We start from the raw sequence: 25970 nt of genomic DNA, 5'->3' as shown, positions 1-25970 counted from the left end.
GGCCGTCTCGCTTTCTGAGGCGGCCCCGAAGCCCACAACGCCCCTGACGAAAGGGAACCAGAGCAATGGATACCAAGACCAAGGTACAGCACGCCAACATGGCCGCACGTGGCAGCTACGGCGATACAGGCGTGCTTCTGCGCGAGTTCGCGGAGCCCACGGCCCCCGTCGGCCTGCCCAGCTATGCCGTGGCCGATCTGCCCAGCGCCAGCGAGTACGCCAATCATGCTGTGTACTGCAGCGACGGGGCCGCCGGCAGCCCGATCCTGGCCTTCTCAAATGGCACCAACTGGCTGCGCAGCGACACCGGCGCCGCCGTGGCCGTAGTGTAAGGGGGTGCCGTGATGGAGAAGAAATCCCGGAGCGATCTGGAGAAGCTGACGAAGGAGGGCCTTGAGGATTACGCCAAGGCCGCCTTCGAGGTCGATCTGGACCGCCGCAAGACCAAGGCGGATCTCGTGGCCGAGGTCGTGAGCCTCCAGTTGGCGGAGTCCGACGCGACCCGCGCCGCCGATGCCCCTGATCCCGTTTTGTCCAGGGCGGCAGAGAAGGGCAAAACCCGCCTGACGATCCATAGCTGCAACGGCATGGACCCCATCAAACTGGCCGTCAACGGACGTGTCATGGAGTTCCCGCTGAACAAGCCGGTCTCTGTGCCGTCGCACGCCCTGCCGACCCTTGAGGCGGCGGGCGCCAAGTTCACCAAGGAGTGAGCCCATGGAAACCAAGAAGATACCGATTGCAGAGGCGACCGAGCAGCAGCTACGCGACTTCGCGGAGTCCTATCTGGGAATCAGCGTCCCCCACAACACGAAGCTGGAGACGTTGCGCGCCAAGGTGAGCCAGGCCTGGACCAAGGACGAGATCATCGTCGAGGTTGCGGACGCGCACCAGGCCCAGGAAGGCACCCCGCCACCGCCGGCCACGCCCGAGCAGCAGCCGCCGGGCAAGAAGCAGGTCCGCATCCTGATTCAGCGCACCGACGAGCCGGGCGGCGACGAGGCCGTGCCTATCGGCGTCAATGGCCGCGTCATGCTGGTCCCGCGCGGGCAGGAGGTGGATATCCCCGAGGATTACTACCAGGTGCTCAAGAACGCGGTCACGCACCGCTACGAGGCTCTGCCCGACGGGGGAATCAACCCGGAGCCCCGCAAGGTGCCGGCCTATCCCTTCCAGGTGCTGCACGCCTGAGAGCCGGGAGTAAGCGCCCATGACCTTCCTTGAGCTGGCACAGATGGTGGCGCGCGAAAGCGGCACCGTCTCGGGCAACCTGCCGTCCTCCGTCACGAACCAGACCGGGCGCCTGGCGAAGATCGTGCACTGGACGGCGGATGCCTGGCGCCAGATCCAGAACAGCCGGGCCTCCTGGCGGTGGATGCGCGGCGAGTTCGAGGGCACCACCACGGCCGGAACGGCACGTTACACCGGCGCCAGCTTCAATCTGAATCGCTGGGCCGACTGGATCACCGATGCGGACAGCATGACCCTCTATCGGCAATCCGATGGCGTGTCGGACGAGGGGCCGATCCTCTACCTGCCCTGGCAGGACTATCGCCGCGCCTATGACCGGGGCGCGCAGACCAACAACCGCCCGATCCACTACACGATCAGCCCGAGCGGCGAACTGTGCTTCGGGCCGAAGCCGGACGACGCCTATGTGGTGCGCGGCGAGTACCGCAAGAGCCCGCAAAAGCTGGAGAGCGACGGCGACATACCGGAGATGCCCGAGCGCTTCCACGAGGCGATTGCCTGGTACGGCCTGATGCTCCTGGCCGAGCATGACGAGGGGCAGCTTCATATCAGTGTCGCCATGCGCCGCTATCGCATGCTCATGGACGATCTGATGCGCGACCAGCTTCCCGAGGTCAGTATCACCGGGGCGCTTGCCTGATGGCCCGCCCGGGGACCAATACGCAGTTTTTCGCGCTGCGCGGCGGTATGGATGTGGTGACACCGCCGATCCAGGTTCCTGCCGGACGCGCCATTGCAGGGCGCAATTACGAGCCGCACCCGCGCGGCTATCAGCGCATTGATGGTTACGAGCGCTTTGACGGGCATCCCAAGCCGTCCCAGGCGTCCTACTGGACACTGCCGTTCGATGCCGGCAGCACCGAGGTCAAGAAGGGCGACAGCGTGACCGGCGCCACGTCGGGCGCGAGCGGCAAGGCTCTTGTTGATGCCGTCCTCGACAGCGGCAGCTATGCCAGTGGCGATGCGGCGGGGAAACTCGTGCTGACCAATGTAAGCGGCGACTTCCAGGACAACGAGGATCTGGAGGTGTCCAGCACCAAGGTGGCCGAGAGCGCGGGGACAAAGCTCAATCGCGGCGCATTGACGGACAGCCAGGACGCAACCTGGTACAGGGCCGCCATCGAAGACGCGCGCGACCAGATCGCCAAAGTGCCAGGCAGCGGCCCTGTGCGCGGCGTGTGGGTCTATGGCGGAGACACCTACGCCTTCCGGGACAATGCCGCCGGCACGGCCGGCGTGATGCACAGGTCCACGTCGAGCGGGTGGCAGGCGCAGGATCTCGGGCGCGAGCTGGCTTTCGAGGGCGGCGGCCTGGTGAAGATGGAGTACAGTGAAGGCGGGCTTGTCGAGCTGACATTCGAGAGCGGCGGCTTGCGCCGTCTGATCTTCGCCGGCGGCAATAGCGCCATCAGCGTCGGCGATGTGGTCGAGGGCACGATCTCGGGAACCACAGCGACCGTAATGGATGTGGTCATAGACAGCGGCTCCTGGGCGGGCGGAGACGCCTCGGGCCATCTCATCCTGGCCGATCAGGTGGGCACCTTCCAGAGCGAACTCATCAACGCCAACAGCACCCTGGATGTGGCGCGCGTTCCCAAGAACTCGACCGTCAAGGAGATCGAGGTCGGGGACGAGATCACGGGCGCCTCGTCGGGGGCCACGGCCACGGTGCGCAATGTCTCGCTGTCGTCTGGCTCCTGGGGGGAGAGTAACGCCCAGGGCGTGCTGATCCTGACCGACGTATCGGGCAGCTTCTCGACCGAGGACATCGACCTGGGCGACCTGTCGGCAATCGTTACGCTGTCCGAGGCGCCGGAAATCCTGAAAATCGAGGCCGGCCACGAAATCGAGGGCCTGCAGTCCGGTGCCAGAGCGACCGTGCGCAGCGTAACCCTGGACAGCGGCACCTGGGAGCATGGCAGCGCGGCTGGCACGTTGATCCTGACCGATGTAGAGGGGGCCTTCTTCGAAGAATACCTGCAGCGCGGCCCCTACGGTGGGTTGGCGAAAATCGGCGTTCTCCCGACCACGCTGGCCATCGAGGAAGGCGACGTGATCGAGGGCGAAACGTCTGGCGCGACCGCTACGGTTACGCGCGTCGTTGTCGAGAGCGGCGACTGGAGCACGACCGACGCCAAGGGGCGCCTGATCTTCGCCAGCCAGAGCGGCAGCTTCCAGGCCGAGACGATCAAGACCGCGACGGCCGACAGCCTGGCCGAGATAACGGCGGACTCGTCGGCCATAACCCTGCCTGCCGGCGGGCGGTATGACCTGAAGAACCACAACTTCTTCGGCGGCAGCGATACGCGCCGCATGTATGGCTGCCAGGGGCAGGGGCGGGCCTTCGAGTGGGACGGCGCGGTGTTCGTGCCCATCCAGACCGGCATGGGGGCAGACGACAAGCCCACCCGCCTCGAAATCCACAAACAACACCTGTTCCTGGCCTATCGCGGCGGCTCGCTGCAGCACTCAGCCACCGGCAACCCCTACAGATGGGAGGCCAACAGCGGGGCGGGCGAGATCGGTATTGGCGACGAGATCACGGACCTGTTGTCCAACGTGGCCGGCATCCTCTCGATACTCGGACACAACAAGGTCTGTGTGCTTCAGGGCAGTGACAGCCAGAACTGGGACCTGGGCGTCCTCACCGATTCCTCGGGCGGTGTGCCCTGGACGGCACAGATGATCCGCATGCCGACCTATCTGGACAACAACGGCGTGCGCAGCCTGGAGACCACCGAGCAGTTTGGCGACTTCCGGGTCGGCACGCTGACGCAGATGGTCGAGCCCATTTTCCGCTCCAAGCGCCGCAATGGCATCGAGGCGGTGGGCAGCTTGCGGGTGCGCAACAAGGACCAGTACCGGCTGTTTTGGGACGACGGCACCGGCATAACCATCTACTTCGGGCGCGAGAACCCGGAAATCCTGCCTTTCGATCTTGGGTTTGGCGTCACGTGCACAGCCTCGGGGAAGGATGATGACGGGCGTGAACTGCTGTTCATCGGCGATGAAGATGGCTGGGTGTTTGAGCTGGACGCCGGCATGTCTTTCGATGGCGCGGCCATCGACGCCTTCCTGCGCCTGCCGTTCAACCATGTCGGTTCACCGGCCCAGCGCAAGCGGTGGCAGAAAGCGACTGTGGAGATTGATGGCGGGCCGAATACGGAATTGGGCCTGACGGCCGAGTTCGGCTATGCCGACCCCGACCAACCCCCCGGACGGGAGCAGACCTTCGATGTCAGTGGCTCCGGCGGTTTCTGGGGCGAGATGTATTGGGACGAGTTCTATTGGTCGAGCCCAGTGGAAGGCCTGGCCGAGGCCCCGATAGACGGCCTGGGCCGCAACATCTCCCTGACCGTGGTTTCCGACCAAGCCTATGAGGTGCCGCATCTCATGCACGGGCTAACGCTTCACTTCAGCTATCGCGGGATCGTCCGATGAGCAACGACTACTTCACCCACGACAACGAGCTGGACCGCCACACGCTGGGCCGTGCCGAGCAGGTCAATGCGATCTTCCAGCAGATCCAGGGCGGCTTCGACAAACTGCCCACGCCCGCCGATGTGAATCAGGGGCGCATCACCTACCTGCAGGACACCGGCACGACGGACGCCTATGTCGTGACGATGGACCCGGCCATAACGTCCTACGACGAGGGCCTGAACCTCACCATGAAGGCCGCCAACGCCAACACCGGGCCGGCCACCATCAACATCAACGCCCTGGGGCCGAAGGCAATCAAGCGCTACAACGGCGATCCTCTTGAGCCCCAAGATATCCGGGCCGGCATGCCGGTTGATCTTGCCTACAACGGCAATGACTTCCTTATGAAGGGCGCCCACGGCGGCGAGGTGGCCAAGGCGAAGAAGTGGGCGAGCGATACAGGCACGGTGGAGAGTGGACTAAAGGGTGCGCGGGGCTACGCCCAGGATGCTTCCGCCAGCGCCAGCAGTGCGGCGGCCAGCGCCTCCAATGCCGCGACCTCCGAAGGCAATGCCGCGACCTCCGAAGGCAATGCCGCCAGCAGTGCGAGCGCTGCATCGACTTCCGAAGCAAACGCAGCCGCGTCCGAGACCAAGGCGGGGAAGTGGGCCGAAGAAGCTGAGGACACTGAGGTCGAGAGCGGCAAATACTCCGCGAAGCACCATGCGGCGAAAGCCGGAGGCTCCGCATCGGCGGCCGCCACGTCGGAGAGCGGGGCCGCCAGTAGTGCGAGCGCCGCATCCACCTCGGAGACGAACGCCGCGAGCAGCGCCAGCGCAGCAGCGACCTCCGAAAGCAACGCCTCAGACAGCGCGAGCCTGGCCGAGGACTGGGCGACCAGCCTGACGGCGGTATCGGGGGGGCTTAAAGGCGCCCGAGGCTACGCCCAGGACGCCGCCAACTACATCGGGGACGCTCAGGGCGCGATCCGGTGGGACACGGCGCAGAGCCTAACCGCACCGCAACAGCAGCAGGCGCGGGAGAATATCGGGTTTGGCACCCACAAGGGCGCCCCCACACTGATGATCGAGGACAGCTAAATGATTGGCGTACCACGTATTCTGCGCACGAAGCAGGACTTCGAGAATGTGAAAGCCGGCGTGATCTCCGGCGATATCACGGGCCGTCATGCCGCGCGCGCCCTGGCGCACTGGCAAGGGCTTCTAAGCCGGCATCGTTATAGCTTCGACCGGCTACTGTCCGAGGGCGAAAGCCCGGACGGTTCCGAGCCGGACTATCGCGTCATGGAAGATCTGGACGAAGAGACCGGGGACACGATCCGCCGCCAGCTCAAGCGGGAAGAAGATCCCAATGCCCGCATCGTCACGCTGGGCTACAGCGTGAGCGAGGTCGAGGCGGTAATCAGTGACATGGAGGACGCGATCAATGCTGGTTGAACAGGTCATCACGGCCACGGTGCCGGGCTATTTCGAGGCCATGGGCCGCATGGCCAAGGGCACTGGCGATACGCTGGATATCCCGGCCGGTGCGGTCAATATCGGCGGCATATCAAAAGGCTACATGTTCGAGGGTCAGACTGATTGGGACCCCACAGCCGCCGGCAATCACGACGGTACGGTCAGCAGTCTGACGCTTGGCGATGACGTCTATATCTACGCCTGCCAGCCGAGCAGCGGGTCGCCGCCCGAGGCGGTCCTGGTCGCGTCTAAGAATGCCACCTATCCCGATGGCGGCTATGACGAGACGGATAGCCGCAAGATCGGCGGCTTCCATTTCGGCAAGGTCCGCACCATCGCACAGGCCTATAGCAGCGGCGCGACCCTGGCCACGCAGATAGTGCCGAACAGCGTGTGGGACCTAAAGCATCGCCCGACCTGTGACCCCACGGGCATGGTCGAAGTGATCGACGGCAAGCTCTGGGTAGACATTTACCTGGCCTCGGAAGACGGCACGGCCTGGCCCGAGACGGTGCCGCTGTCACGGTATGGCGCCACACCGATGAGCGGCGCCGAGGGCTATGCGAGCGGCCTCGACTATCCGCGGTTGACGCACAAGGCAGGCAAGCGTGTCTGGAGCTATGACGAATTCCTGGTGGCCGCCTATGGCGTGCCGCAGGGTGCAGCCGGTGGTACGTCTCGACACACGACCGGCGATCACAGCGGCTATGGCTTTGACGCGGTTTCGTGTCTCAACGTCGATCAGCCAAGCGGCAATCTCTGGCAGGCGACCAGCCTGTATTTTGACCGCGGCGAGGCCGCGAATGCATGGAACGATACTCTGAATACCGGAAAGGACAGCGCCGTGGCGCACGGGCAGTGGCACGGCGGTCAATTCAGATTCGCTCTCGTCGGCGGCTACTGGGGCCCCGCGGCTGAGGTCGGTGCCCGGTGCGTGACTCTGCGCGACAACCCGTGGAATGTGAGCAGCACCAACGGGCTGCGTGCCGTCTGCGATTCCCTGTGACCTGTCACCTGGAGCCCTGTTTTCATGGAGCCGTTAATCCTGGAGCAGAAGATGAGTGATTTCGCGGATTACCTGTTTCCCGTCGTGGACCGGTTTCCGAAGACGGAGAAGTTCGCACTGGCGACCCAGATCAAGAATGCGGTCTATGACCTGATCCGCCTGACCATCCGCATGCGGAAATCCAGGGACAAGATGAAGTGGCTGTTCGAGATCGATATCGGCCTGGAGCAGCTGCGCTTTTTCATTCGCCACGCCCACCGGCGGCGCTATCTCTCGAATCGGCGGCAGGAGGTGGTTGCCCGCCAAGTCAGCGAAATCGGAAAAATTCTAGGAGGCCTTATCAAGACGAAACAGGGCGCGCGGCCATAGGCGGCAACTGGGGCAACGCGGCTGAGGCCGGTGCCCGGTGCGTGAATCTGAACAACAACCCGTGGAATGTGAACAGCAACAACGGGCTGCGTGCCGTCTGCGACCCCTCGGGGTTCGCGCCAGACAGGTCGGACAAGGCTCCGCCCTGCAGCGATCCGAACAGGAATCGGAGCTGCGCGTCCTCGCCAGAAAGGCGAAATCTCAACAGGCCGGGGCGGCAGGTGTGGCTCCGGTCGCCACAAGGAAAGATGATCGTGTTCGATGAGATGATTGGTTGGGAGCGGATGTTGGAGGCTTGGCGCCTGGCCGCGAAGGGCAAGCGCTACAAGACCGACGTGCTGTGCTTCGGACAGCGCTGGGAAGAAGAGCTGATCGAGCTGCAGCATCTGTTGCTGTGGGATGAATGGCGCCCTCGGCCCATGCGGCGGTTCACGGTCCATCGCCCCAAGACACGCCTGATCGAGGCGCCGGACTTTCGTGATCGCATCGTCCATCATCTGCTCTCCCTGGCGTGCGAGCCGTTGTTCGAGCGGCGGTTCGTCGCACACAGCTTTGCCTGCCGGAAGGGGCGGGGCACCCATGCGGCGCGGGCACACGTGGTGGCGATGCTGCGCCAGGCACAACGGCGCTGGGGTCGGGTCTATGTTCTGCAATGCGACGTGCGGCAGTTCTTCCCGTCCATCGATCACGAGATGCTGCTGTGCCGCATCGGCCGCGTGGTCCAGGATGAGCGCGTGATGCAGATCTGGCGCCGCGCGATCCTGCGCGACGATCAGGCGACGGGCCTGCCCATCGGGGCGCTGACCAGCCAGATGAGCGGGAATGTGTACCTGGACCCGCTGGATCACTGGATCAAGGATGATTTGGGTTGCCCCTACTATGCCCGCTATATGGACGACTTCCTGATCCTGGGCCCGCACAAGGGCCGCCTGCAGGAGCTGCGCACCGCGATTGCGCAGCGCCTGGCCAACGCGGACCGGCTGATGCTGCACCCCAAGAGCCAAGTCTATCCGGCCAGCCAGGGCGTGGACTTCTGTGGATACCGCTCCTGGGCCAGTCACGCCCTGCCACGCAAGCGCAACCTGGTCGCGGCGCGGAAGCGATTGAGGCGCCTGGCCCAAAGGCATGCGGCGGGCGAGATCGGGCCAGAGCGCCTGGAGGCCTCACTGGCCAGCTTCGAGGGCTACACCAAGCACTGCGACGGCGCGCGGACGACAGCCTCGATCCTGGCCGAAGTGGAAGAGACCCTGGGGCAGCCGCTGCACCAGGCGCTCAATCGGAAGGAGGCGGCGTGATGTATATGATCTATTGGCTGTTCATGTGGGCGATTGGCCGCCTGCCCAATCCAGACCGTGAGCGCTTCGCGCACTGCTTCGGTTGGACCGATCCGCGCATGGCCGAACATTGGCAGCGCGCCCGCGATCGCCTGAAGGCCGCCCATCGCTGGCGGGATCTGAAGCAGCTGCCGCACGATGTCGAGAATTTGAGCACGGAATGGACGCGCCTGGATGAGCAGCGCGCCCAGAAGTATTACCGCTCCGTGATCCATATCTTGATACTGCTGATCGTTCTTCTCTCAATACTTTGAGATCGCGCCGTGATGCCCTATACTTAGTGCCGGCTCTTTGTGCCCGGCAGCGTAACAATTCATTACGCGCCCGGCAGGTGCCAGCGGTAGGGCGGCAGGACAGCCCCCCGGTTCCCCCAAATTGCAGATCATCAAGGAGACCGACTGGTGAGTCCGGCGGGAGATTTGGGCGAAATGACGGAACGGCAAATCCTCTATCGGCTCGTGGGCGATGTGGAAGGGCTGAAGAAGGAGGCCGACAACGGGGCCAAGTCGCGCGAAATCACGCGCGAGCAGATGACGGCCCTGCATAAGGACGTTACCGATCTGTCCAGAAAGCTGGACCAGGCCCTGGGGCAGGACGAGCGGCTGAGGGACTGCGAGAAGGGCGTCAGCGACTATCGGAAAACCAAGGCCCGCGTCCTGCATACGATTGTCGGCTTTGGCGTTGGTGCCGGAGGCCTGGGCGGCGCGGTCGCCACGGCCCTGTCGAAATGGCTGGGCGGCGCCGGTGGCGCCTGACGCGGGAAGAGGCAAAGCAAATGGTATATGACCCAAGGACAGGCCGCGTGAACCAGCGCAACGAGAGCGTTTCTCAGCGCGTTACCGGCCTCATGTCGAAAAACAGCCCCATGATGCAGCAGGCCCGCACCCAGGGGCGCCAGGAGGGCAACCGACGCGGCCTGCTCAATTCCTCGATGAGCGCTGGCGCGGCCCACCGCGAGGCCCTGAAACAGGCCGTCCCCATCGCCAGCCAGGAAGCGCAGCAGGCCAGCCAGGCCAACCGCCAGGGCGCACAGCTTGAAAGCCGGGAATACATCTCCCGCATGGATATCGCCGCGCGCGAACGGGAAAAGATGGCGTCTCTGTCAGCCGCCTATGAGAACACCTATTCGCAGATGGTCTCCACGGTGATGAACAATCACAAGATGCCTGCCGACGCGCGCGAGGAATACATCAAGCACGCCGGGCGTGTTCGGGACAGCAACATGGCCCTGCTGGAGCAGATGTATGGCGTTCAGCTTGAGTGGACCACACCAGGCACGCCCGAGTTCCTGCCGCCGGGCGAGGCGCCTCTTGGCAGCGAGGCCAACCCGCGCGTCGGGCAGGTGCGTGAATCCGAGTCTGGGGACGGCAGCCTTGAAGTCTGGAACGGCCAGTCCTGGACCAACCTGCAGACCGGCACCGACAAGACCGGCGGCGGTGGTGGCGGCTATAACTATAGAGATTGGCAGCGCGACCACCGTGATCGCCAGCGGGACATTAGGTGGGGCAAGTAGGCACATATCATGAGCATTCGCCCCGCCAATTTCCGTGACATCCCGGCCATGCTGGAGGTTCTGCGCGATTCCCATGCGCGCAGCATCTACGAGGGCCGCGCCGCGCTGAACGAAAAGGAGTCGAAGGCCCTCTTTGTCCGTTCGATCCAGCGCCACGGCAACAAGAGTGCAGGGGGCACGATCGTCTATGTCTCCGAAAAGGTGGACGGCCTGGTGCATGGCTTCATGATTGGCCACCTAAGTCGCCTCTATCATGTCCTGGACGGCCTGATGGCAACCGATCTGTTCCTGCTGATGAAGCAGAGCGGCGACCCCAGGGATGCCAGCCGCCTGCTGGATGCCCTGATCGAGTGGGGCGAGGCCAATCCCAAGGTGGTCGAGGTGAAATTGGGAATCACCAATGCCGTGGGTGATTTCCGGCGCACCGAGCGCCTGTACCGCCGCAAGGGGCTGGCCCAAAGCGGCATGATGTTTGAAAGGCGCGTGAGATGAAGGAGCCAGTCAAATGAGTGGCGTGGCAGATGCAATCGGCGATGCCTTTGACAGCGTAACTGACGCGATTGGAGATGCTGTCGGAGCCATCGGTGACGCGGTGAGCAGTGTGGGCGACTTCCTGGGCGATATCGGCCTGAAGAAGATACTCCCCTTGGCCCTGGCCGCGGGGGCGGCTGTTTTCACGGGAGGTGCGGCCCTAGGCCTTGCGCCCCTTGCCGGAGGCTGGGGGGCCGCCGTGTCCGGGGCGGTCAGCCAGCTCGGCGCAACCGGAGTTCTCGGAAGCACCCTGACGGGGGCGATCACCCAGGCCGGCTATGGCGCCCTCGTTGGCGGTGCCGTTTCGGCTGTCACCGGCGGCGATATCATGAAGGGCGTCCAGACCGGCGGCTTGGGGGGTGCGATCTCAGGCGGCGTTATGGGTGGCCTCGGCATGGCGACCGACCCCACCTCTTTCTTTGGCATGACCGGGGACAAGGCCGCCGCAGCCAATATCGCCGGGCCGACGGAACTGGCGAACCAGGGGTCGAGCTTTTCAGGCGGTTTTGGGGGCATGATGGATGCCGTCAACGCGGCCAATTCCGGGGCGTTGTCGTCGGCCGGCTCCGCCGCCTCCAGCGGCCTATCCGGGGGCTACGGCGGCATGATGGATGTCGTTTCAGCCGCCTCCGGTTCCGGCAGCAGCGCCGGTGGCGGGGGCGGTGGCCTTCTGTCCAGCATCGCGGGCGAGGGCGGCTGGCTTGAGCGCAACGGCGACCTGGTTGGCGAGGTCGTCAGCGGCGTCGGCAAGGGCCTTATGAGTTCGTCCGAAGAAGACGCCATGAAGGAGCGCATGGAGCTGCGCCGCGAAATGGCCGAGGACGAGCGCAAGTGGATCGAGGGCAACTACCGAGGCGTTGATCCGGGGGCCGGATACAGAACCGCCGCACGCGGCCAGGTCGATGAAAGCCCGGTGGATCGCTGGGACGCCATTGTCCACGGCGGCGGTGAGTACGTCTATGACCGCAAACAAGGCCGCATCGTCTATCAGCCGCGTCAGCAACAGCAGCGCCGGCAGCAGACGCGCACAGCATAAGGGGGCGCAGCAATGGCAAAACGCGGACTCATGGACGGTTCGGCACTGAACCCCGAAGGGCTCCAGTCGGCTGAGGGGCAGCAGCAAGGGGGCGGCGGACGCCCTTCGGGACAGCAGCAGCGGCGGCGCGGCCAGGACCAGCAGGGTCAGGGTCAGGGCCAGCGGCGCGGTCGCAACCCGGATCCGAGCCGCCAGTCCCGCCAGAAGCGGAACGTCTCGCCCGAGATGCAGGCGCAGTACAACCGCTTTGTGGTCAACGGCATGAACCTGATCTACGACGAGCAGGCCATGCCGCAGTTGCTCAACGCCATCGAGGGCGACGGCAACCCGATTGAAGGCCTGGGGCAGACCACGGCCACCGTCACCATGCGCCTGGAGGACAGCGCCGAGGGGCAGGGCAACGAAATTCCCGTGTCGGTCAAGTATCACGGCACCTCGGAACTGCTGTCCCTCATGGTCGAATTGGCGGAGACGGCCGGGATCCACGAGTTCAGCCAGGATGAGATGGAATCGGCCTGGTTCATTGCGCTGGACACCTATCGTGTCACCCGCCAGCAGCAGGGCAAGCTCAACACCGAGGCCCTGGAGCGCGAGTTCCAGGTCATGAAGCAGGCCGACCAGGAAGGGTGGCTTGATGAAATGCTGCCCGGCGTCAAGGAATACGCCGAGAGCGCGCCAAGCCCCGAGCAGTTGCAGCAGATGGCGGCCCAGCAGCAGGGCGGCCAGTCGCCCGAGCAGCTACGCCTTAATGGTGGGCAACAGGCGCGTGCGCGCCGTCAGCAGGCCGGCCAGGGGCAAGGGGAACAGTCTGGTGGTGGCCAGCAACAGGGCGGTGGGCGCCGGCAAAGCAAGCCGCCCCGTCGCCGTCGTCGCAGAGGGAGGCAGTAATGTCCTGGAAAGCCATTGCCGGCGGCGCGCTGGCCGGACTTGGAGAGGGGCTGGCCCAGCGAACTGCGGCCAAGCGGGAGGCCGCTCTTGCTGCTGCCAAGGAGGCCCGGCGCCAACGTGAGCGCCTGCAGGAGCGTCAGTGGGATCTGGAAGACCAGAAGCGCGAGCGGGCCTGGGAGCAGGAGGACGCCCAGGCGGACCTGAAGCGCGAAAAGGGCCTGCTGTCCTTTGAGCACGACCTGCGGCGGGAGACGGCCACGCATGAGGCGAGCCTGGGAAGCAGTGGTTCGGGCGGCGGATCTAGTGAGGACCCTCTGGCGAGTATCGAGATGTCAGCGGGCGAAAAGCGCACGTACGACGAACTGAAAGAGCGCTATACGGATGAATTGGGGGGGACTGACTGGAACGCGCTAATCCAGCACATGCGCAACATGGAGGACTCACGCGGCGGTGAGCGCTGGAGCGCGATCGCGGACTATCTCTCTGCTGGCGGGAGCCGCGATATGACGCCCAGGGACGCGCGCGAGCAAGCTGAGATGGAAGCCAGCGAGCGTGCCCCTGGATTCTTTGGTTCTGACGAAGATGCCTGGGAGGGTGCCGGCAGCAAGGAGGCTTGGGTCGAGCGGCGCGCCAACGAGATCCTGGGGCGCGAGAGCGCGTCAGGCGGCCAGCAGCAGAGCAGGGGGCTCATGAGCAACCAGCAGCAGGGCGAGCAGCGTGCCCCCGCAGGGCGCGACCAAGGCAGCCAGGCCGGCGGCAGCGGCGCAGGCAGCGGGACCGGCCAGAAGGGCACCAGTGCCAGCAAGACGCCTCCCGGCCAGGGTTCGAGGTCTGATCCCTACAAGGCGACGACGCAGGCCCACATCGACTGGTTCAAGGCGAACGCGGCCGCGGGTGCGGTTATCGAGGTCGATGGCGAGCTATTTACGAAGTAGGCGGGGGACATGGCGCTTGATACGGAAGGGCTGCGGCCCCTCGACACCAGCGACCTGGAAGAAGTCGAGCAGGAAAGCAGGAGCGGGGGCCTCGACACCAAGGGCCTGACGCCCCTGGACACCACGGGTCTGTCCCCTGTCGAGGACGGTTATACGCCGCCCGAGGAAATCGGCGGCTTCAACCTGCGCCGGAACTATGGCGGGTCGCGTATCGGCGATGAGGGCGCCGAGGCGATGGATTCGGACGGTATGAGCCGCGAAGAGCGCGATGAGGCCTTGCGCGAACTTGATAGGTGGCGGCGGCTGGCTGTCCCACCGAGCAAGAAAAAGAGCGAGGCCCTGGGTGCCGAAGCCTCTGAACTTGAACAGCAGGCCAGGGCACTGGAAGAGCGCCGTGCGACCATATCCACCGAACAGGAGAGGCGTGCTTTCAACAGAGACCTGGAGGCATTCAATCGCAGGGCGGAGGACTTCAGAAAGCGCTCGGAGCAATATAACGCGAGCGCGGAGAGCTATAACGAAACCATACAGCAGAATGAGGATTTGCGCGCGAGCCTACGGGAGGGGCAGGCGCCTTCGCACAACGCGCTGGAGCGCACTGTCCAGAATGTAGCGGAGGCCGGGAAGGCAATCCCGGGAGGGACTGTTTCATTGGGGGGCACGTCCCTCACGGGTATGGGGGCTACGTCCCAGGGCTTCTTGCGTGACCAGTTGACTGTCATGGATCGCATTGACAGCGGTGAGCCTGTTCCAGAGCAAGAGGATCCAATCGGCTATCAGCACATGACGCCTGAACAGCAGCAGCAGGCGCGTGCAAGGATCGAGGATCTTGCCAGCCAACCCTTGGAGGAAACCCCCCTCGTCGAGACGGGCCGGGAGATCACTGAGTTCGGGCGCGGCCTGTTCCCAGCCGAGCCGGGTTATGAGGAAAGCATTGGGCGCCAGTTGGGCCAAGGGCTAGGGTCTGTTGCGGCAGGTGTTGGTGTTAGCGCATTGCCTGGCGGTCAGCTTGCCGGCCCTGCCATATTTGCCTTTGCTGGTTCCGGTGAGGCCGTGGAGCGCGCCATAGAGGACGGCGCCAGTGAAGAGCAGATCATTGAAGCTGCGCGGCTTGGCGTTATCCCTGGCATGACAGACTCGGTGCCCGTCGAGGTTCTGTTGGGGCGCATCCCAATCCCCGGCGGGAAAGCCATCAACGTGCCGACAAACATGCTTGGGGACGCCTTGCGCGTTTCCGGCCGTATCGGCTTCCAGGCCTTTATCGAAGGCTTCCAGGAAGGCGGCCAGGAATGGCTGCAGAACATGATTGCTCGAGACACCTACAAGCCCGAGCAGGAGCTTGGGGAAGGTGTTGTGCCATCAGCCGGTATCGGTTCCGGTGTGGGCGCTGTTTCCGAGGCTGCACGCCTCGCCCTTCGGAATTTCGCCGGGCGCCGTCGTGGCGCGCCCCCAGAACCGACGGGAGAGCGCGAACGGGCCCGCGAGACAGCACCACCCCCCACCCCCGAGGACGAGTCCAGCCCGATCCCGACCGACCTGATCCAGCAGGGCCAGGAAACGGTACGCGATGCCCAGGGCAGCCAGAGCGCCAACAAGATCCTGGAGGAAGCCGGCTTTCCGACCATCGGGAGCCGCGTCACGGTCACACTGCCCGACAACAGCGAGGCGACCGGGACAGTCGAGGACGCCTTCAGTGACGATCCGCGCGGCCCTGGCCCGAAAATCCGCCTCGACGATGGGCGCATGATCGCTGTCCCGTTCCCGGCGCTTGAGGGACGCGTGCGCCAAGAGCAACAAGAGGAAACACAGCCAGCGGCGGAGGGGAGCGCGCCACAAAGTGAGCGGGTGCGCATCCAGACTCCGCAAGGGGAAGTAACAGGCACGGTCGAGAGCCGTGATGAGGCCGGCAATGTTGATGTGCGCACGGATGAGGGCATGGCCTTCCGTTTCGGCCCTGATGATCCCGTTCAGGTCCTGCCTGAGCAGGCCACTGACGATGCCGACCTGCCGGAGGGCGCCGTGTCGGCGGATACACTCTATGGCCCCGTGGCCGAGACAGAGGGCGAGCAAACGGCCGGGCAGCAGCAGAGTCCGCGCGAAACCGTCACGCTGGGCAGGAAGTGGCAGGAGATCGAGCAGGGCAGCAGCCTGCCGCAGGGCGCCGAGGTGCGGTACGACGCGGAAAGCGGGCGCCTCTATGCGCGCCGGCCCGACGCACAGCAGCCCACGGAAAGCCAGTTGCAGTCGTTCGACACACCGGCAGAGGGGGCGAGCAGCGATAACCTCGACCTGACTGATGATGAGCAGTTCAATGCTGAATATCGTCGCCTGCAAGATGAGGAGATGGAAAGGAAGGATGCAGGCGAGACGGGCGGCTTGGTTAATGCGCTAGAATTAGCTGCATTGCCCGGCAGCGTGACTAGCGGCACCTTCGATGGAGAAGGCAATATAACTCCCGTTGCGGCTGTTTCTGCCATACAGACGGCCCGCGATGAGGGTAGGCATGACATCGTGGATCTAATCCTTGAGCGCGCCGACAGAGAATATAGCGACGCTCAAGGCACGGAGCCACGCCTTTCGCCGGATGACCCGAACTACCAGCGAGCAAAGGAGAGCCTGGAAAGGAATGCTCGCAACGCGGAATCCGCGCGTGAGCAGATATACGAGGCAGCGGGCCTGGATGTTGGGGAGAGAAAGGCTCCCCGAGATAGGCAGTCAGGCGCGCGGATCGAAGACGGAGAGCAGGCCTCCAAGCCGGAAGAGGCGCTAGGCGACTTCAGCCCCAGCGACTATGTGGAGCGGCTGCGCCGTTACGTCCAGCGCACCAACAAGCCGATCAATCCCGAGGCCATCGGCAAGGAATTGGGGATCGCCCCCGACCAGGCCCGGCGTGTTCTCGGTGTCCTGGCCGGCACGCCCAATTCCGGCCTGCAGCAGACCCGTGGCGGCAATCTGCGCCGCACACCACGCGCGCGCGGCCCCGTGGACGCGGCGCGCTTTCTCGCCAGCCGTGGCGGCGTGCGCGACGATGCCGGGCATGACCTGCGCCGGGGCCGCAACCTGCAGACCATTACGCCCGCCGGCCCCCTGATCCGCAACACCGGCCTGTCCATCGACGATGCGGGCGAGGCCCTGTGGCAGGCCGGATATTTCGGTCCACCCGACACAACGGAACGCCCCAGCGAGGACCAGGTACTCGAGTTGCTGGAACGCACGTCCCGCCAGCGCGTCTATCGCCCCGAAGACACCGAGCAGATCGAGAGCCAGCGCCGCGAGCAGGAGCAGGCCGACGAAGAGCGCGCGGTGCGCGACGAGGTGCGGGCCTTTGGCCGGGAGATCGGTCAGCCCCTTTCGGAAAGCGATATCAGCGCCATCCTGTCGATCATGAGCGCCGACGGGCTGGATGCAGAGGGCGCTACGGATCTGTATGTTGAACGACTCGCCATCCAGGCGGCCGAGGATCTGGAGCGCGAAACAGGAGACCAGTCTTATGAAGAAATCCCGTTCGGCGAGCCGCTTGAACCGGCCCAAGACGATCAAGCTCCTGGAGCGCGGAGCGAAGGACCAACGCGCCAGCAGCAAGACGCGGGCGAAGGCCAAGAAGGCAGCCCGCCTGCTGAAGGCCCTGGAGCGCCGGGAGGACAGCAAACCCAAGTAACGACGGAGCAGACCGACCAGGGCGAACAGCAGCCAGCCAGTCAGCAGGGTCGTGCTGCGCCCCTTACAGAGAGCGAGGCGCGGCAGGAGGCCTTGCGGTTGATCCGTGGTGGACAAGAAACGGCGGGGGTATCGCAGACCGCAGATGGGCGCCGCTTCAACTGGTCCATAGGCCAGCCCGTTTCGCCAAAGGTGCCGCGCGCCAGCAATCAGCTTCAGATCGAGGACCAGCGCGGCGAAATACACAGTTTCTCGGTAGCGGAATTGCGTCGCGAGATTGCCGGTGAGCAGTCCACACAACAGCAAGCCCCAACGGTAGAGCAGACCGAGCAGGGCGAACAGAACGTCCTGCCGGGTGCAGAACAGGAGAGCCAGCGCCAGCAGACCGAGCGTGGCATGGAGGGGCGGCAGCGCGGCCAGGGCGAGCAGCGCGGCGTTGACGGCCTGGAGCTGTTCGACCCCGATAGCCGACCCACGGCGCAGCAGGATATCTTCGATCAACCGCAGACGGCTGTTGAAAGCGCTCCCTCGGATCTGGACCAGGGGCCCCTTTCCGGGATCGAGCAGGGCCAGCCCGGCATCAGCATTGAGCAACAGGGCGTTGGCGAGGGCAGAAATGTCCGTGTGGTCCAGCGCGATGAGCAGGGCAATCCCATAGGCGTCCTGAGCTTTCCAACAACGCCTGAGGGCCGCGTGAATGCCGAGAGCGCAGAGGGGATTATTGTCTTTGTGCGCCCGGAAAATCGCCGGCAGGGCGTTGCCTCCCGGCTGTACGATGCGGCGATCGAGGCGGGCTTTGATGTCGATGCGATCAGTGGCGCGCGCACCCTGACCAATGATGGCCGGAGTTTTGTCAGCGCTCGACAAGAGAGGCGGGGGACAGAGTCCCGGCCCATTGACTCCGACACTCTCGCAACCGGTCAGCCGATCCGGGGCACGCTCTACCGCGTGGACGGGATTTCTCCGGAGCAGATGTATCGGGGTGCGCAGGTGCCCATCCTGGGCGATGGTGCCTATGGCGCTTTGACGCAGGAAGGTGCGCGCAGCTTTGCGGAGGATCAAAGCGCGCAGGTGCGCGAGGAGCCGGTCAATCTCGAAAATCCGCTCGTCATCACCAATGACCAGGAATGGCGCGCCCTGACTCGTGAGGCGGGCTGGGAGTTCCCCAATCCCTTCGGGCTGTCGCAAGAGGAGACACAAACACAGGTCGATGCACTGCAGCGCCTCGTGCAGTCCCGGGGGCATGACGGCGTGGCCGTGGTTTTCCCTGACACGCCATACGACATGGATGAAAATAACAACTCGATAAAGAACATCCGGAATGTTTTTGGCGCGCCGCAGGTGGTTTCCTACAGGGGACAGCAGCAGGAGGCCGCAACTGAAACGCCCTTTTCGCAGGAAGGTGCCCAACCGGCCAATGCAGGGCAGTCCCGCATCGATGACTTCGGCGAGGTTCTGGAAGGCGCGCGCAAGCATTATGCCCAGCAGTACCGTGACCAGATCGCGGAAGCTGCGGAGAGCGACACCGAGAGCCTGCCGCTGTCCAGGGCCTGGCCGGAGCCGAACTATCAACAACTCGTCGATGATGGCGTTGACCCCTGGGTTGTCGGCTTTGTGCACGCGGCCCGCGACGAGGTGCCGGCCAAGCCGCGCAAGGATTACAGAGTGCGCGAATGGGCGCGTCAGGTGGAGATGCTGCGCGATGGCCTGACAAGGCATCTGCTGAGTGGCGCCATCACCAAGGAGCAAGTGCTGTCGAAACTGGAGGAGCGCCAGTTCCGCAGGATGCGCAAGGAACTTGGCGATCGCGCCGACCTCTATGCCGCGGCGGGCCACGAGAAATCCCTGCGCGGCGTAAAGATGGCGCTTGGCACCTACAGTGTCATGGACGGCCAGGAACTGGATCCGCCGCAGACCTTGTGGACCGTGCAGCGCGACCCCAAGGCAACGGCATTCAGCAACTGGCCCAGGCAGTTGGCCAAGGGCGAGACCCGCGAAGATGCCATTGCGGACTTCGTGGAGCGCTACAACGAGATCGAGACGCAACCCAAGGCCAGCAAGCAGGTGCGTTTCGAGATCTATTCCTATCGTGGCCAGGAGGGCTACTGGATCGGCAAGAAGATCGGTCGCGATCAGATCGACCTGCGCCACTTCAGCACCGTGAAGGAGGCCCGGCAGTTCCTGGCAAACAACCGGGAGCAGCTGGAGCAGGACCTGGAAGCCTTCCGGCACATCCCGGACCACCGCAAGGAAAACGATGCGCCGCGCGTGGGTGAGGATCACCGGCAGGGCGAGGACGCAACGCCGGATCTCTTTTCCGAAACCTTTGGCTTCAAGGGCGTACAGTTCGGAAACTACGTCCGGGGCGCGGAGCGTCAGCAGTCGCTGAACGAGGCCTATGACGCCCTGCTGGACCTGGCCGGCGTACTGAACCTGCCGGCCCGTGCACTGTCGCTGAATGGTGAACTGGGACTTGCTTTCGGGGCACGCGGCAAAGGCGGGCGCTCCGGAGGGGCGGCGCATTACGAGCCCGATACCGTCGTCATCAACCTGACCAAGAACAAGGGTGCAGGCTCTCTGGCGCACGAATGGTGGCACGCGTTGGACAACTACTTCTCGCGGCAGCGCGGCGAGCCGACGCAGTTCATGACGAACCGGCCCAAGAGCATCAACGAGGGCGTGCGTCCGGAAATGGTTCAGGCTTTCCAGGACGTAATAAGCACGATCCGCACCACCGGCATGGCGCAGCGCAGCCGCAACCTCGACAAGCGGCGCACCAAGGCCTATTGGTCCACCGATATCGAGATGTCGGCCCGGGCGTTCGAGAGCTACATCATCGCCAAGCTGCAGGATGCCGAGCAGGCCAACGATTACCTGGCCAATATCGTCAGTGAAGAGATCTTCGCGATCGAGGACGGCTATCCCTATGCACGGGCCTCGGAACTGCCGGAGATCCGTGCGGCCTTTGACGGCTTTTTCAACACCGTCGAGGTCCAGGAGACGGACCAGGGCGCGGCCATGTATTCGGTTGAGGGCACCTCAAATTCCTCGAATGACGCCGCGCCTTTCATCAGCGAGGACCGCGCCTGGCGGGACGCCCTGGGCGAGAGATCCCCGGCCAGCGTGGCCGGCAACAGGGCAGCGCGGCGGTTTGTCCTGGACAGGGGCCGCCTCGATGACAGCGAACACATGGTCATTATCGACACCAGCCAGGGCCGCACGGCCTCTGTAGGGACAACGAAACAGCACACGGCCGTTCGGTTTGAGCCCGGCATGAATCGTCAGACCCTGGACCCCAGCTTTGCCCTGGTCGGGCACCACAACCACCCACAAAAAACGGCTCTTAGCGGGGGCGATGTCGCGCTCCTGGGCGGGGGCGGCCTGCGCCTTATCTTCGCGCATGGGAACGGGGGCGTCATGACAGCCGCGCGCCTGACGCCCGAAGCAAAGCGCGCGATGGCGAAGGGCGGCGAGGAAAACCGCACCGTCCTGCGCAGGCTCCACAATGCCGCCTATTATGGGGTCTATGATACTTTCATCGGGGCGATCCGGGATGGCCGGCTGACAGTCGAAGAAGCCAACGAGCATCACCCGGAACTGAACAATCGCATCCTCGCGGAATTGGGGGTGATTGAATATTTCACTTCATTTTCGGAGGCAGATAATCCAGCCTATAGAGAGGCGCTGGACGAAGGCAAAAGGAGGGTGCGCGATGCCGCGCAACGACAGATCCCAGGGCTCCAGCTATCTGATGGTGGACGAGCCATCGCCGTACGAGCCAATTTCGACATGGCGAAAGTTCTTGGAGAAGATGCGCCAGGAGCCGGCGGACGATCCAGGGGCGCAGATGGCGATAGAACACGCCGAGGAAGTGATCGCGCGGAAGGAGAGGGAGGCCCGGTAAGCCCGGAGCAGCTTCAGCTCCTCGAGGGTCGCCCCCTTTTTGCTGCACATCTCAATGGAGACGAGCTTGGTCAGAACCTGACGTTCCGGCAACTGCGCGACAATGCCCTGAACTGGTTTCGAAACAATTTGCAGGGCGGCAGTGTTGTGAATGCAGAAACCGGCCGCACCATACAGTTCGGCAACGCGGGCTCAAAGCGCACTGTCTCTGGCAAGGGCGAGGATCTTCTTCGCCTGGTCCCCGCCTTGCGCGATATACTTGAAAAGGGCAGCTTCCTTGAAAGCATGGCGGATCGCAGAGGGCGTCCAGATGTAAAGGCGATCCATGTCCTGTCCGCACAGGTCATCCTGGATGGACGCCCGCTGGATGTCGTCGCGCTTGTGCGCGAGACACAGAACGGTGATTTCTATTACGACCTTCGGAAGGATAATCAGCCCGGCGCCCGGTGGGCGGTTGGGCGCACCACCACGGAAGGTTTGGTCGATGACCAGGTACCTACCCCGGCATTGGAAGGCGACGCCGAGCAGGTTCTGAATATAAGCGCGTCCCTGCCTACCATCAACCCTGAGACGGGAACGCTTACACGTGAAGGCGTCATAGAGCACCTTCGCCGCGGGCCTCTGGGCGGCATGACCGATACACTCATCGAAGGCGGTCATGTCGTGCTGCATCACTCGAGACAATCCCTGGGTGCCAGTACGCCCGATGGCGTGCATGCGGCGACCACACCGGATGGCACGATTCACCTGGTTTCTAGTGCGCTCACCCCGGAAACGGCAACCCCGGCCCTTCTGCACGAGGCGTTTCACTCCCACGTCGAACCCCTGCTGGGCACCCGGCAATGGAAAAAGCTGCAGAGGGACCTGAAGCGCGTCGCCGAGCATGCGCGAAACACAAACGGCAGATCGAACCGGATCTGGCGAGAATCCCAACAGCGCGTCGAAAATGCCGAGAGCATTGGCGTAATGATGAGCGATGCCCAGAAGATCGAAGAATTCGGGGCCTACGCCATTGAGAATTACGAGAATGCGCCCCAGAGCCTGCGTAAGGTCGTGGATGACATTATCGGGCACATAAAGGCCTGGCTGCAGCGCCGCTTCAGCATTCAGGCCGGGCAGGTGACACCGAGTCAGTTGCGCGCCCTGGCCGCCCAGGCCCTGCGCAGCCATGCACGCAAGAAGGCGCCGCGGGCCGAGGGCGAGTATCAGAGCTACAGCATCAGTGACGTGTTGCCCGGGGAGGCGGGCCAGACTCAGACGCCCGAGTTCCGCCGTTGGTTCGGCGACAGCAAGGTTGTCGATGCGAATGGCGAGCCGCTTGTTGTCTATCATGGGACAACCACGGACGGCAGTATATTTGATCGGTTCGATGAGGGCAGGACTCAATCGGTCGTCGGCTTCTTTTCCCCAAGTGCCGAGTTTGCCGCCACGTTCTCGGATGGAGATGGCGCGACGGTCATGCCTGTCTATCTTCGTGTTGAGCGTCCATTCGATGCGAACTCTGAAGAAGATGTGGCAGCTCTGGGCAAAGAGCTTGGCATGTCAGAAAATGAGGGGGTGGTCGAAGAAGTCGATGGTGGCCTCTATACCGGAATTGAGAAGCCGCATGTAATAGACGCGATACAGGCCGCTGGCTTTGACGGCGCTTATGTTTTGGACGGCCCCGATGGCCCTGTGAACATCGCTGTCTTCCGCCCGGATCAGATCAAGTCCGCCACCGGGAACCAAGGCACCTTCGACCCGAACAACCCGGATATCCGCTACAGCATCGGCAAGCCGTCCGACAAGTTCGATGACCTGAGCGACACCCAGAAGAGCTTCCTCGACAAGATCGGCCCTGAGACGGTCACACAGAGCCTTGGCGACCGCTTCCGACAGATGCGCGAGAACCTGGCCCTGCGCGTGCGACAGGCCGGTGTGGACCGCTATGCGGCCCTTCTGCGCAACGACCAGGCAATCCATGGCGAGGACACCCTGGAGGGCTCCATCGCCTCCAGCTCCTGGGTGCTGGCCCGGATGAGCAATTCGGCCGGCGGTGCCGTGTCGGCCATGCTGAACCACGGCCGCCTCTACCTGGACAAAGAGCAGAAGGTCCTGGATATCCGCGAGGGCACGACGGGCCTGCGTGAGGTCCTCAATCAGCTTGGCTCACCCGCCGAAGTGGACCGCTTTATGGGCTGGGTCGCAGCGAACCGGGCGCGCATGTTGAGTGAGCAGGGCCGGGAAAACCTGTTCACGCCGGATGAGATCGATGCCGGTATCGGTCTTTCACAGGGGCAGCTGAGCGACGGCCGCAACCGCCCAGTCATGTACAATTGGGCCTGGCAGGAATTCAAGCAATACAGGGCCGATGTCCTGGAGATCGCGGAACAGGCCGGCATCATCACCTCGGAGCAGCGCGAGACATGGGCGGAGGAGTTCTATGTCCCATTCTACCGCATTCTGGAGGATGACAATGTCGGCGGGCCCGGTCGATCCGATTCCCTGGCGCGTCAGCAGGCCTACAAGGAGCTGAAGGGTGGGACGCAAAACCTGAACGACCTGCTGGAAAACACGCTGCTGAACTTCCACCACCTGCTACAGGCTTCACTGAAGAACCAGGCTGCACTGCAGGCTGTGGAGAACGCGGAAGCGCTTGGCATCGCCACGCCGACCACCGAGGAGCAGCGCGACAGGAAGATGAGTACCTTTGTCCTCAAGAACGGCGAGCGGCAGTGGTACGACATCGAGGATGGACTGACGTTCAAGGCGCTATCGGCATTGAACCATGCGGGGCTGAACAACCCCGCCATGAAGATCCTGCGCGGCTTCAAGCGCATCTTCACCAACATGACGACGATCACGCCGCAGTTCATGGTGGCGAACACGCTGCGCGACAGCCTCAGTGCCATGGCAACCTCACCGACAAGCCCCGTGCCCTTCCTCAACGCCTTGAGGGGCGGGGCCAGTTACGGTCACGCCGGCACACGGGCGCGCATGCTGGCCAGCGGTGCCTCGTTCGACTTCGGTTACGTCTATGGCCAGGACCCGGATTCGATCCGCACAAGCCTTCGCGGCAACATGCGCCGGGCCAAGGTCCTGAGCGACCCGCAGTTGATCCCCGGCGTTCTGGTCAAGTCCTGGCGCGCCTGGAACGATGTGACCAATGTTGCCGAGAACGTGAACCGGGCCGGGATCTTTGAGCGCAATCAGGCGCAAGGCAAGCTGCGTGCCGCGTTCGAGTCGCGCGACCTCATGGACTTCTCTGCCCATGGCGATGCCATCGCACTACGTATCATGATCGATACCATTCCGTTCCTCAATGCCCGCATCCAGGGCCTGGACAAGCTCTACCGCAGCGGCGTCAAGCCCGGTGCAAAGACCGTCGCGGGGCGCGGGACAGCCTCGGACAAGAAGAAGTTTGCGCGCTTCGGAGCCGTGATCGGCGCCCTCGCGATCATGGAGATGCTGAACTATCTCAACAATTGGGATGATGAGGAGTATCGGAAGCTCGAGGACTGGCAGAAAGACACCTATTGGGTCTTCCGGTTCGGCGACAACATGTTCTTCATACCAAAGCCCTTCGAGGTGGGGGCGATTGCCACCATGGCCGGACGCGCCCTTGAGCAGTATGTCGATCCGACCGTGGGCGGCGGTAAATTCCTGGAGCGCATTGGCGCGATGCTGACCGATACCTTTTCCATGGATATGCCGCAGGCCGTTAAGCCCAGCCTTGAGGTCCTGATGAACCGGGACACCTTCACGGATCGCCCCATCGAGAATATCGGCATGCAGAGGCTAAGCCCCAGCCTCCGCTCGCGGCCGGACTCTTCGTTTATCAGTGAATACGTCTCCGAAGGCATGGAGGAAACGCTTGGCCGGACAGGGATGGATGGCTGGGTATTGTCGCCGGTACAGATAGACCACCTGATCCGCGGCTACCTGGGGTCCGTGGGGGCCTCGGGCGCCGCTCTGGCGGACACCATCTGGCGTCGTGCACACGGCGAGGAGAAACCGTATCGTCACTGGCACGAATATCAGCCCATTCGCCGCTTCTATAAGGATTTGACCCAGGAGGATTACTACACCGCCTATGCCACGGAATTCTACGAGGCCCTGAAGGAGGCGGATCAGGCATACTCGGACATCCAGCACCTGAAGCGCTACGGGGAACTGGAAGAGGCACGCTCGGTCATGAACAAATCCCGTCACCAGCTGGAAATGCGGAAGGCCCTGAACCGCGTGCAGCGGGACCTGTCCGATATCAGCCGGCAAATGAAGATCGTGCAGTCCGACGAGGAGCTGTCGGCGGAGGCCAAGCGCATGAAGCTGGATCGTCTGCGTTCGTTGCGCAACGCCATTCAGAAGCGGGTTGGCAAAGAACTGGAGAGGAGGCGCGCAGAAAGGACGGCAGCGGAGTAACGCTACTTGGACCCACTGAGGGCGGAGGCAAGAACTCCACCAACCAAAACAATGATGACCAAAGTCACCGGGTTCATCAGAAAGGGGAGGGAGAAAACAAAGAGCGGGATGAGAACGAGGGAAATTATGCTCACGCCGAGCCAGCCCTGCCACGCCGGCGGGAACTGTGTAGCGGCGAACCCTCCCAATATATAGAGGGCGATTGTAAAGAATATTATATCGATCACGATGTCTGGCACATAATC

General features: G+C 63.7%; 18 protein-coding genes. All 18 read left to right on the top strand.

Features of this window, described 5'->3' with window-relative positions; all coding sequences use genetic code 11:
- Positions 1-65: 65 nt before the first annotated feature.
- The 18 genes from G502_RS0103260 (at position 66) to G502_RS0103175 (ending at position 25725) form a co-directional block, all read left to right on the top strand.
- Positions 66-332 (top strand): hypothetical protein, encoded by a 267-nt coding sequence (locus G502_RS0103260; RefSeq protein WP_022727226.1) that lies wholly within the window; start codon positions 66-68, stop codon positions 330-332.
- A gap of 12 nt (positions 333-344) precedes the next feature.
- Positions 345-713, top strand: a complete 369-nt coding sequence (locus G502_RS0103255) for a hypothetical protein (protein ID WP_022727225.1) — start codon at positions 345-347, stop codon at positions 711-713.
- Between the two features lie 4 nt (positions 714-717).
- Positions 718-1191, top strand: coding sequence for a hypothetical protein (locus tag G502_RS0103250; RefSeq protein ID WP_022727224.1), 474 nt, complete (start codon positions 718-720; stop codon positions 1189-1191).
- A 19-nt stretch (positions 1192-1210) separates the two neighbouring features.
- Positions 1211-1891 (top strand): phage adaptor protein, encoded by a 681-nt coding sequence (locus tag G502_RS0103245; RefSeq protein WP_022727223.1) that lies wholly within the window; start codon positions 1211-1213, stop codon positions 1889-1891.
- Positions 1891-4692, top strand: coding sequence for a hypothetical protein (locus tag G502_RS0103240; protein WP_022727222.1), 2802 nt, complete (start codon positions 1891-1893; stop codon positions 4690-4692). The genes G502_RS0103245 and G502_RS0103240 overlap by 1 nt, the downstream gene beginning before the upstream one ends.
- On the top strand, positions 4689-5774 hold the full coding sequence (locus tag G502_RS18440; protein ID WP_022727221.1) for a hypothetical protein: 1086 nt from the start codon (positions 4689-4691) through the stop codon (positions 5772-5774). Before G502_RS0103240 ends, G502_RS18440 begins: the two co-directional genes overlap by 4 nt.
- The gene (locus G502_RS0103230) at positions 5775-6131 is read left to right on the top strand and encodes a hypothetical protein (RefSeq protein ID WP_022727220.1); all 357 of its coding nucleotides are present in this window, start codon (positions 5775-5777) and stop codon (positions 6129-6131) included. It abuts the gene before it with no gap.
- Positions 6100-7158 (top strand): phage major tropism determinant, encoded by a 1059-nt coding sequence (locus G502_RS21275; RefSeq protein WP_155957779.1) that lies wholly within the window; start codon positions 6100-6102, stop codon positions 7156-7158. The genes G502_RS0103230 and G502_RS21275 overlap by 32 nt, the downstream gene beginning before the upstream one ends.
- A 24-nt stretch (positions 7159-7182) precedes the next feature.
- Positions 7183-7527, top strand: coding sequence for a diversity-generating retroelement protein Avd (gene avd / locus G502_RS0103220; protein WP_022727218.1), 345 nt, complete (start codon positions 7183-7185; stop codon positions 7525-7527).
- A 254-nt stretch (positions 7528-7781) separates the two neighbouring features.
- Entirely contained in the window at positions 7782-8822 is a 1041-nt protein-coding gene (locus G502_RS18430) for a reverse transcriptase/maturase family protein (RefSeq protein ID WP_211217789.1), read from the top strand.
- The gene (locus G502_RS0103210; protein WP_022727216.1) at positions 8822-9115 is read left to right on the top strand and encodes a hypothetical protein; all 294 of its coding nucleotides are present in this window, start codon (positions 8822-8824) and stop codon (positions 9113-9115) included. The genes G502_RS18430 and G502_RS0103210 overlap by 1 nt, the downstream gene beginning before the upstream one ends.
- A gap of 174 nt (positions 9116-9289) precedes the next feature.
- Positions 9290-9616, top strand: a complete 327-nt coding sequence (locus G502_RS0103205) for a hypothetical protein (RefSeq protein ID WP_155957778.1) — start codon at positions 9290-9292, stop codon at positions 9614-9616.
- 47 nt (positions 9617-9663) lie between these two features.
- Positions 9664-10374, top strand: a complete 711-nt coding sequence (locus G502_RS0103200; protein WP_211217788.1) for a hypothetical protein — start codon at positions 9664-9666, stop codon at positions 10372-10374.
- A 9-nt stretch (positions 10375-10383) separates the two neighbouring features.
- The gene (locus tag G502_RS0103195; RefSeq protein ID WP_022727213.1) at positions 10384-10866 is read left to right on the top strand and encodes a GNAT family N-acetyltransferase; all 483 of its coding nucleotides are present in this window, start codon (positions 10384-10386) and stop codon (positions 10864-10866) included.
- Positions 10867-10879: 13 nt separating this feature from the next.
- Positions 10880-11941, top strand: a complete 1062-nt coding sequence (locus G502_RS0103190; RefSeq protein WP_022727212.1) for a hypothetical protein — start codon at positions 10880-10882, stop codon at positions 11939-11941.
- 12 nt (positions 11942-11953) lie between these two features.
- On the top strand, positions 11954-12829 hold the full coding sequence (locus tag G502_RS0103185) for a hypothetical protein (protein ID WP_022727211.1): 876 nt from the start codon (positions 11954-11956) through the stop codon (positions 12827-12829).
- Complete coding sequence (locus G502_RS0103180; protein WP_022727210.1) at positions 12829-13764, top strand: hypothetical protein; 936 nt, start codon at positions 12829-12831, stop codon at positions 13762-13764. The genes G502_RS0103185 and G502_RS0103180 overlap by 1 nt, the downstream gene beginning before the upstream one ends.
- Positions 13765-13773: 9 nt before the next feature.
- Entirely contained in the window at positions 13774-25725 is an 11952-nt protein-coding gene (locus G502_RS0103175) for an LPD5 domain-containing protein (RefSeq protein WP_022727209.1), read from the top strand.
- Positions 25726-25970: the final 245 nt, after the last annotated feature.

Source organism: Fodinicurvata sediminis DSM 21159 (assembly GCF_000420625.1).
Lineage (GTDB): Bacteria > Pseudomonadota > Alphaproteobacteria > Kiloniellales > DSM-21159 > Fodinicurvata > Fodinicurvata sediminis.
Note: the sequence above shows the minus strand (reverse complement) of the source record. Positions and strands in the feature narration are given on the sequence as shown.

Excerpts from the sequence above, each read along its gene's own strand:
- G502_RS0103195 (WP_022727213.1), top strand. The coding sequence starts at position 10,384 with ATGAGCATTCGCCCCGCCAATTTCCGTGACATCCCGGCCATGCTGGAG.
- G502_RS0103205 (WP_155957778.1), top strand. The coding sequence starts at position 9,290 with ATGACGGAACGGCAAATCCTCTATCGGCTCGTGGGCGATGTGGAAGGG.
- G502_RS0103180 (WP_022727210.1), top strand. The coding sequence starts at position 12,829 with ATGTCCTGGAAAGCCATTGCCGGCGGCGCGCTGGCCGGACTTGGAGAG.
- G502_RS0103250 (WP_022727224.1), top strand. The coding sequence starts at position 718 with ATGGAAACCAAGAAGATACCGATTGCAGAGGCGACCGAGCAGCAGCTA.
- G502_RS0103260 (WP_022727226.1), top strand. The coding sequence starts at position 66 with ATGGATACCAAGACCAAGGTACAGCACGCCAACATGGCCGCACGTGGC.
- G502_RS0103245 (WP_022727223.1), top strand. The coding sequence starts at position 1,211 with ATGACCTTCCTTGAGCTGGCACAGATGGTGGCGCGCGAAAGCGGCACC.
- G502_RS0103210 (WP_022727216.1), top strand. The coding sequence starts at position 8,822 with ATGTATATGATCTATTGGCTGTTCATGTGGGCGATTGGCCGCCTGCCC.
- G502_RS0103185 (WP_022727211.1), top strand. The coding sequence starts at position 11,954 with ATGGCAAAACGCGGACTCATGGACGGTTCGGCACTGAACCCCGAAGGG.
- G502_RS0103175 (WP_022727209.1), top strand. The coding sequence starts at position 13,774 with ATGGCGCTTGATACGGAAGGGCTGCGGCCCCTCGACACCAGCGACCTG.
- G502_RS0103230 (WP_022727220.1), top strand. The coding sequence starts at position 5,775 with ATGATTGGCGTACCACGTATTCTGCGCACGAAGCAGGACTTCGAGAAT.
- G502_RS0103190 (WP_022727212.1), top strand. The coding sequence starts at position 10,880 with ATGAGTGGCGTGGCAGATGCAATCGGCGATGCCTTTGACAGCGTAACT.
- G502_RS0103255 (WP_022727225.1), top strand. The coding sequence starts at position 345 with ATGGAGAAGAAATCCCGGAGCGATCTGGAGAAGCTGACGAAGGAGGGC.
- G502_RS0103240 (WP_022727222.1), top strand. The coding sequence starts at position 1,891 with ATGGCCCGCCCGGGGACCAATACGCAGTTTTTCGCGCTGCGCGGCGGT.
- avd (WP_022727218.1), top strand. The coding sequence starts at position 7,183 with ATGGAGCCGTTAATCCTGGAGCAGAAGATGAGTGATTTCGCGGATTAC.
- G502_RS18440 (WP_022727221.1), top strand. The coding sequence starts at position 4,689 with ATGAGCAACGACTACTTCACCCACGACAACGAGCTGGACCGCCACACG.